The sequence below is a fragment of the Phycisphaerae bacterium genome, assembly GCA_035384605.1.
GTDB lineage: Bacteria > Planctomycetota > Phycisphaerae > UBA1845 > PWPN01 > JAUCQB01.
Map to the genome: position 1 here is coordinate 1 of DAOOIV010000194.1, position 5258 is coordinate 5258.

Here is a 5258-nt window from a genome sequence, read left to right on the forward strand (position 1 = left end):
CTCTGCGTCCACTGCGGCAGAACACCACCCCTCTGGCCGCTGAAAGCTGATCGCTGAAGGCTGACCGCTTCTCAAAAACTAGCTGCGTCCCTGTTTCGACACTCGTCAATGCAGCATAATACTTCTTTAATATCCTTATGACTCCTACAAAATAGGTGACTGTCCCTAATATCCTTTCCTTGAATATCAGGGAATCTCCGGACTGCGGTACATCTTGTGCACCGTTCGGGAGTATCGGATCGGCTGTGGCGACGATGCCGGCTGTAGCTCGGGGCCGGGCAGGTCTTCGGTCTCCGACCCGAGCAGGTAGTCATAGGCCTTCTGCAGGGCTGCGATCGCCTTGGGCAGGTCATTGACGCTCAGGCTGTTGGTTCCCTGCCACTGGCCGGCCTTGTCCTTGTAGCGAACTTCGATGATCACTTTCGGCAGGCTGACGGCCTGGCCGCCGCGATCGATCGTGTTCACGAATATGGATGCTCGTACCGCTCCCATCTTGAATACTTTTTCTGGTTTAGACATGTTCCGCTTTTGCCTCCTATCGATTGGATGTACCAAATCGTAACGATCGGTAAGACGATGCAGTTAATAAACCTTTCTGCCGTGGCCCGTGGCCTTCGGCGACAGCCGAGGCAGGAGGGCCTGCGGGCGGTACCTGGGGTGTGTGTTGTGGATGGCGGGCCGCCGAGCGCGGATGAGAACAACAAAGAGTGATCGCCGGCGTCGATCGGGAGACAGTGCCTGTGGAGTGGCAAGATTCCGGCCGGCAGAACCGTGCATCTGGTGAGAACGGTGGGCCTTGTGGGCGGCGCGATCGTCCGGGCAGAGCCCCGGCTGGAATTGCCGGTCCTTGCTTCGGGCGGTTCTTGCGGAAAAGGCTGTTTCCGGGCGGAAACAGGCCTCCTCGTTTCGGTCTCGCAGAGACGTTGATCCGTGGAATCAACCACCGAGATCTGCGTCCTGTGGACCAGAGGTCTTGAACGCGAAGGGTATGAGCCTGAGTGCTTGGCGGCCCATCCCCTCGAGGTTGGATCTGCTGATGTCACTGCCAAGTGACTGCGGTATTTAAATGTTTCGGTGCCGCGGTCAGTTCGCACAGTTCGACGTTGCTCACTGCGAGCAATTTGGATCCGCCGCAATGTCCTCCCCGCTGAAACATCGCTGGAAGATTGCGAAGTCGGCTTGGTCGACGTCATTATCCGCGTCGAAATCGCTTGCTTCACAATCCAAGGCAAGGGGAATCCCCGGCCCGGAGGCGCAGCCCTCGAATGCCTCAAAGTCGGCCGTGTCCACATCACCGTCGCGGTCGAAATCGCCGGTCACCGGTGCCGGGCACCCGGTTTCATCGACGGCCAAGCCCGCAATCGTGTTCGGGCAGAGGTCCTGCTGTACGCACACGCCGTCGCGGTCCTCGTCCAGACAGGGATTGAAGTCAGCGACCACCTGATATAAGCCTTCATTCATGGCGCTGTCCTGAGCGCTAATCGTGATCTGGTTCTGGCCCGGCTGCAACGGAACGACAACCGACCAGTTGCCGTCGGCAAAGGTGCAGGTTCCGCTGCTTGTTTGACCGTTGACCTGGCAGGTCCATTCGACCAGCACGGCCTCCCCAGTGACTGTGCCTGATAACTGGGCCTCGGCCGTCGAGGTATCGTAATCCGGCACGATCTCCAGTGAACCAGCCGTTAGCACCGGCGCGGACACATCCTGCACCCACCCCACCAATCCTCACCGCTCAGGTCGCCGCCGACGTAGTTGTACACTCGAGTGCCAAACATCAGTTGACCGCTGTCTTCCGCCAGTTGTCTCAGGCCGGCATTCGCCGTTTCCGGAGCTTCGAGGCTGACGCTGATGGTTCCCGACCATCCGGCCGGTACCAGTCTGGCATAGTACCCAGCGTAATCGGTGACCACGGTACCCAGCCCGCTGAACGACACCTCCATGTCCGGAATACCTGTTGCTGTGTCTGTAGCGCCTTTGCTCGTGCCCCCTTCGCCTGTGGCCACCCGTCCCGCCATAACCACAGATTCGGGGATTTTGTGGACGTATGCCTGCGGAACTGGTGAGTAGCTGCCGCCCAACTGGTGCAAATTGTCATTGAGCGATGCAAGAGGCATAATCTGACCCGTTGTCGGATTGCCGAGATAGAGATCGTAGTGACCATTACCCCCTCTCGTCGACGAGAAGCCAATCCATGAAGAATCCACTACGAAAGGATCGGATTCGTCATATGTGTCGGTATTGAGCCGCCACAGTGTCTCCAATGACGGCGGCGAGATTGTGTAGAGATGAAGGTCATCATCAGGGTTAGGCAATTCTTGGCAGTCACAGTCCGGTGCAGAGGACACAAACTTGTCCCAACTCGCAAACAGAATTCGATTGCTGTCCCAGAAAACCGGGTAGTAATCATTGAGGCAATCCCCCAACTGTCGAACGGCGCAGTCGGTGTCCGTACCAAACAGACAACTCTCATCGGTCCCGTCCTTTAACGCCCAGTAGATGTCTCCAAAGGGACAGCCCCCTTTCCAGTACACAATTCGGCTTCCGTTGGTCGGTTCATAGTTTGGCCCGGAGCGTTCGTCCTCAAACTGATTGGTCAGTTCGCGAGCATTCCGACCGTCCCGAGTCATGGTCCAGATGCGATCGTTACCTTTGAAGATGATCCTGGCACCATCCGGAGAGAACCTGGGGTCTTCCGCCATGACCGCCGCTTCGCCGGGTTCTCTGAGCGGGAACGGAGTCGAGACAGTCTTCTTGACACAGTCGTAAACATACACCCTCAGACTGGAACGTACGAGAGGTTCACCGCTCGGAATAGCCATGAAGGTAATCAGCCGACCATCCGGTGAGAAGCTTGGATTCATTGCATTCGAGAGCGACATTCCCGCTGTAACATTCGTGGGTTGCAGAGAGGTCCCCAGATCATACAGGTGCATGGCACCGTTGTTCCCTGACGGCGGATGAAGGTAGCCACTGTATGAATGGTACGCGATCCGTCCGTTGTTGAACGGCCGGTTGTCGATCGTGAACGCCGCCGACTGCGCGCAGGTCTGGAGGGCCCAGGCGGGCGCGGGGAGTAGACAGAAGACAGGAGACAGGAGACAGAAGGCCAGCAGGACCCTTCGGAAACCACGGCTCGGCTTTGCACTATTCACGCTACGCATCGCTGCGACCTCCGACAAGAACGAATAAGGACACAGGAGTCAGGAGTCAGAAGACAGAATCGAACGGGCATAAGCATCAAGCATGCGCCCGACCTCGTCCAGTGCTCCATATAGCGACTCCGTGTCACCATAACCCAAGTCGGTTGCAAGGATCAGGTAGTAGCGCGATTCCTCCAGCGATCCTTGCGCCGTATTCATGAATCGGGCCTTGTCCGCAAGCCCTTTCTTCTTGAACCCCTCGGCAATATTGGCCGGGATCGAAACCGCCGCCCGACGCAACTGCGAGGTCAATCCGTACAGTTCGTGCTTCGGAAACCGCTCGGTCAGGCGGTAGACCTCCAGCACAAACCGGTGAGCCTTCTGCCAGACGACCAGATCCTGGAACGTCCGCGCCGGCCTCCTGATTTTGTCTTCCGTCTCCTCCATTCTGCCTTCTGTCTCCTGTCTTCTGTTTGCTGTCTTCTGTCTCACGGAGTCCCCGCCGCACAACGGAACCCGTCGCTGTAGTAGCGGCTGTGCGGCCAGTAGTCGAAGCGATACGCCACCCGGCAGACGCTGGGACTGGAGAACCAACCGCCGCCGCGAAGAACACGGTACGAGCCACTCGTTGGCCCGCGAGGGTTGTTGTACGGACTGCTGCTGTAGTACGTGCTTGAGTACCAGTCATTGCACCACTCCCAGACATTACCCGCCATGTCGTACAGGCCGTAACCATTGGCCCCGTTCGTTGTCTGATAGCTCGTCGCCGTCCCGGGCCAGTTAAAGTCCGCCTTGTACCGCAGCGATCCGTCGAAGAAGCCCACCGGGCTGGTATATGGGGAAGGTGAGACACCCCACACCGGGTGAAACCCTCGCGTCGCACTGGTGTCGTACGTGTAGGTGGAGCTGTAGTAGTTCGCCCGGGCGTGCTGGATGTAGTCGGAATCCGACCATGGGAACCGACGACCGGCCGCCCCGCCCCGGGCAGCCTTCTCCCACTCGGCCTCCGTGGGTAGTCGATATCCGCTGTTCCAGTAGCAGTTCCAGGTGGACAGGTCGTAGCACAGCGGCTTGCCCTGCATGGCGCTTCGCCAGTTGGCGTAGGCCACCGCCCCGTACCAGGAGACCACGACCATCGGGTGGTTCTCCTTACCGGAGGTCACGCCGAAGGTCGTACCGTTCCAAGTGATCCGGCTGTACTCGCCGTAATTCGGAGATCCTGCGGGTGCAGATGTCGTGCTGCAATACGGGTAGCTGGTACCGGTGTTGTACTTGTAGACCACGCCGCTGGTAACCGTGATCAGGTTACCCTGGGCCTTGGCCCAGTTCAGGGCGGCAGCGTACTGCGCGTTAGTCACCTCGTACCGGTCCATGTAAAAGGCGCTGACGTAAACGGCATGACGGGGAAGCTCATCCGAGTATCCCTCGCCGGTGAACGAATTGCCCATCAAAAACTCGCCGGCGGGGATGAGCACCATGCCGCCTACGGGACGGTCATCGGCACAAACCCGGACCTTGTACTGGCTGCCGAACGCCCCAGGCAGATCCACCTTGCAGTCCCAGACAATCAACTTGCTGGTGCCTGGCGTGACACCGGCTCCAACGGCGCTTCCGCCGTCGAATGTCGAGGCCGGCACGGTCCAGGTCGCCCCATTGTCGTTGCTGACCTGCACCGTGACCGCGCAGGCATCGCCGTCAGCGTCGGCCAGGTTGTACCGGATGTCCACCTTCTTGGAGCCATCCGTCCGCTGGCCAGCGGTGACATTGCTGACCACCGGGGCCGAATTGGCCGATAACACGGCCGGCAGGCCCACCCACGCAAAGCATCCAACCACCACGCTGATCGTTTTCCTGATCATAACCTGCACTCCCGACATGTATCCGAACGGGATCGACCATCTACCCGCTTCGTACCCTGCCCTCCGCCAGAGGCCGAAGGCTTCTGAATGTGATCTGGGCATTCTACCAAACTCGGGACGGCTCTGCCAGTAAAAAAGATGAGATCCTGGAGCCGCCCCCCTCCGGCTATTTGCCTGGTGCCCGGGGGCTGTGCTCGACTAGGAATAAATAGGGACAGTCACCTATTTACGACGATGGGAACCTGACGCAGGATGGCAC

The 5258-nt window shown here is 58.9% G+C and carries 5 protein-coding genes; all 5 read right to left on the minus strand.

Translation table 11 applies throughout. From position 1 onward, the window contains the following. Window positions 1–186 precede the first annotated feature (186 nt). The 5 genes from PLL20_21495 to PLL20_21515 all read right to left on the minus strand — a co-directional run bounded on the left by PLL20_21495 (window position 187) and on the right by PLL20_21515 (window position 4999). Window positions 187–519: a hypothetical protein gene (locus tag PLL20_21495; protein HPD32574.1), complete on the minus strand. Its 333-nt coding sequence runs from the start codon at window positions 517–519 to the stop codon at window positions 187–189. A gap of 588 nt (window positions 520–1107) precedes the next feature. Continuing rightward, window positions 1108–1689, minus strand: coding sequence for a hypothetical protein (locus PLL20_21500; GenBank protein ID HPD32575.1), 582 nt, complete (start codon window positions 1687–1689; stop codon window positions 1108–1110). Further along, window positions 1683–3161, minus strand: coding sequence for a hypothetical protein (locus PLL20_21505; GenBank protein ID HPD32576.1), 1479 nt, complete (start codon window positions 3159–3161; stop codon window positions 1683–1685). The genes PLL20_21500 and PLL20_21505 overlap by 7 nt, the downstream gene beginning before the upstream one ends. Before the next feature lie 39 nt (window positions 3162–3200). Next, the gene (locus tag PLL20_21510; GenBank protein ID HPD32577.1) at window positions 3201–3587 is read right to left on the minus strand and encodes a four helix bundle protein; all 387 of its coding nucleotides are present in this window, start codon (window positions 3585–3587) and stop codon (window positions 3201–3203) included. 41 nt (window positions 3588–3628) lie between these two features. Then, window positions 3629–4999: an SUMF1/EgtB/PvdO family nonheme iron enzyme gene (locus tag PLL20_21515; GenBank protein ID HPD32578.1), complete on the minus strand. Its 1371-nt coding sequence runs from the start codon at window positions 4997–4999 to the stop codon at window positions 3629–3631. Between the last annotated feature and the right edge of the window lie 259 nt (window positions 5000–5258).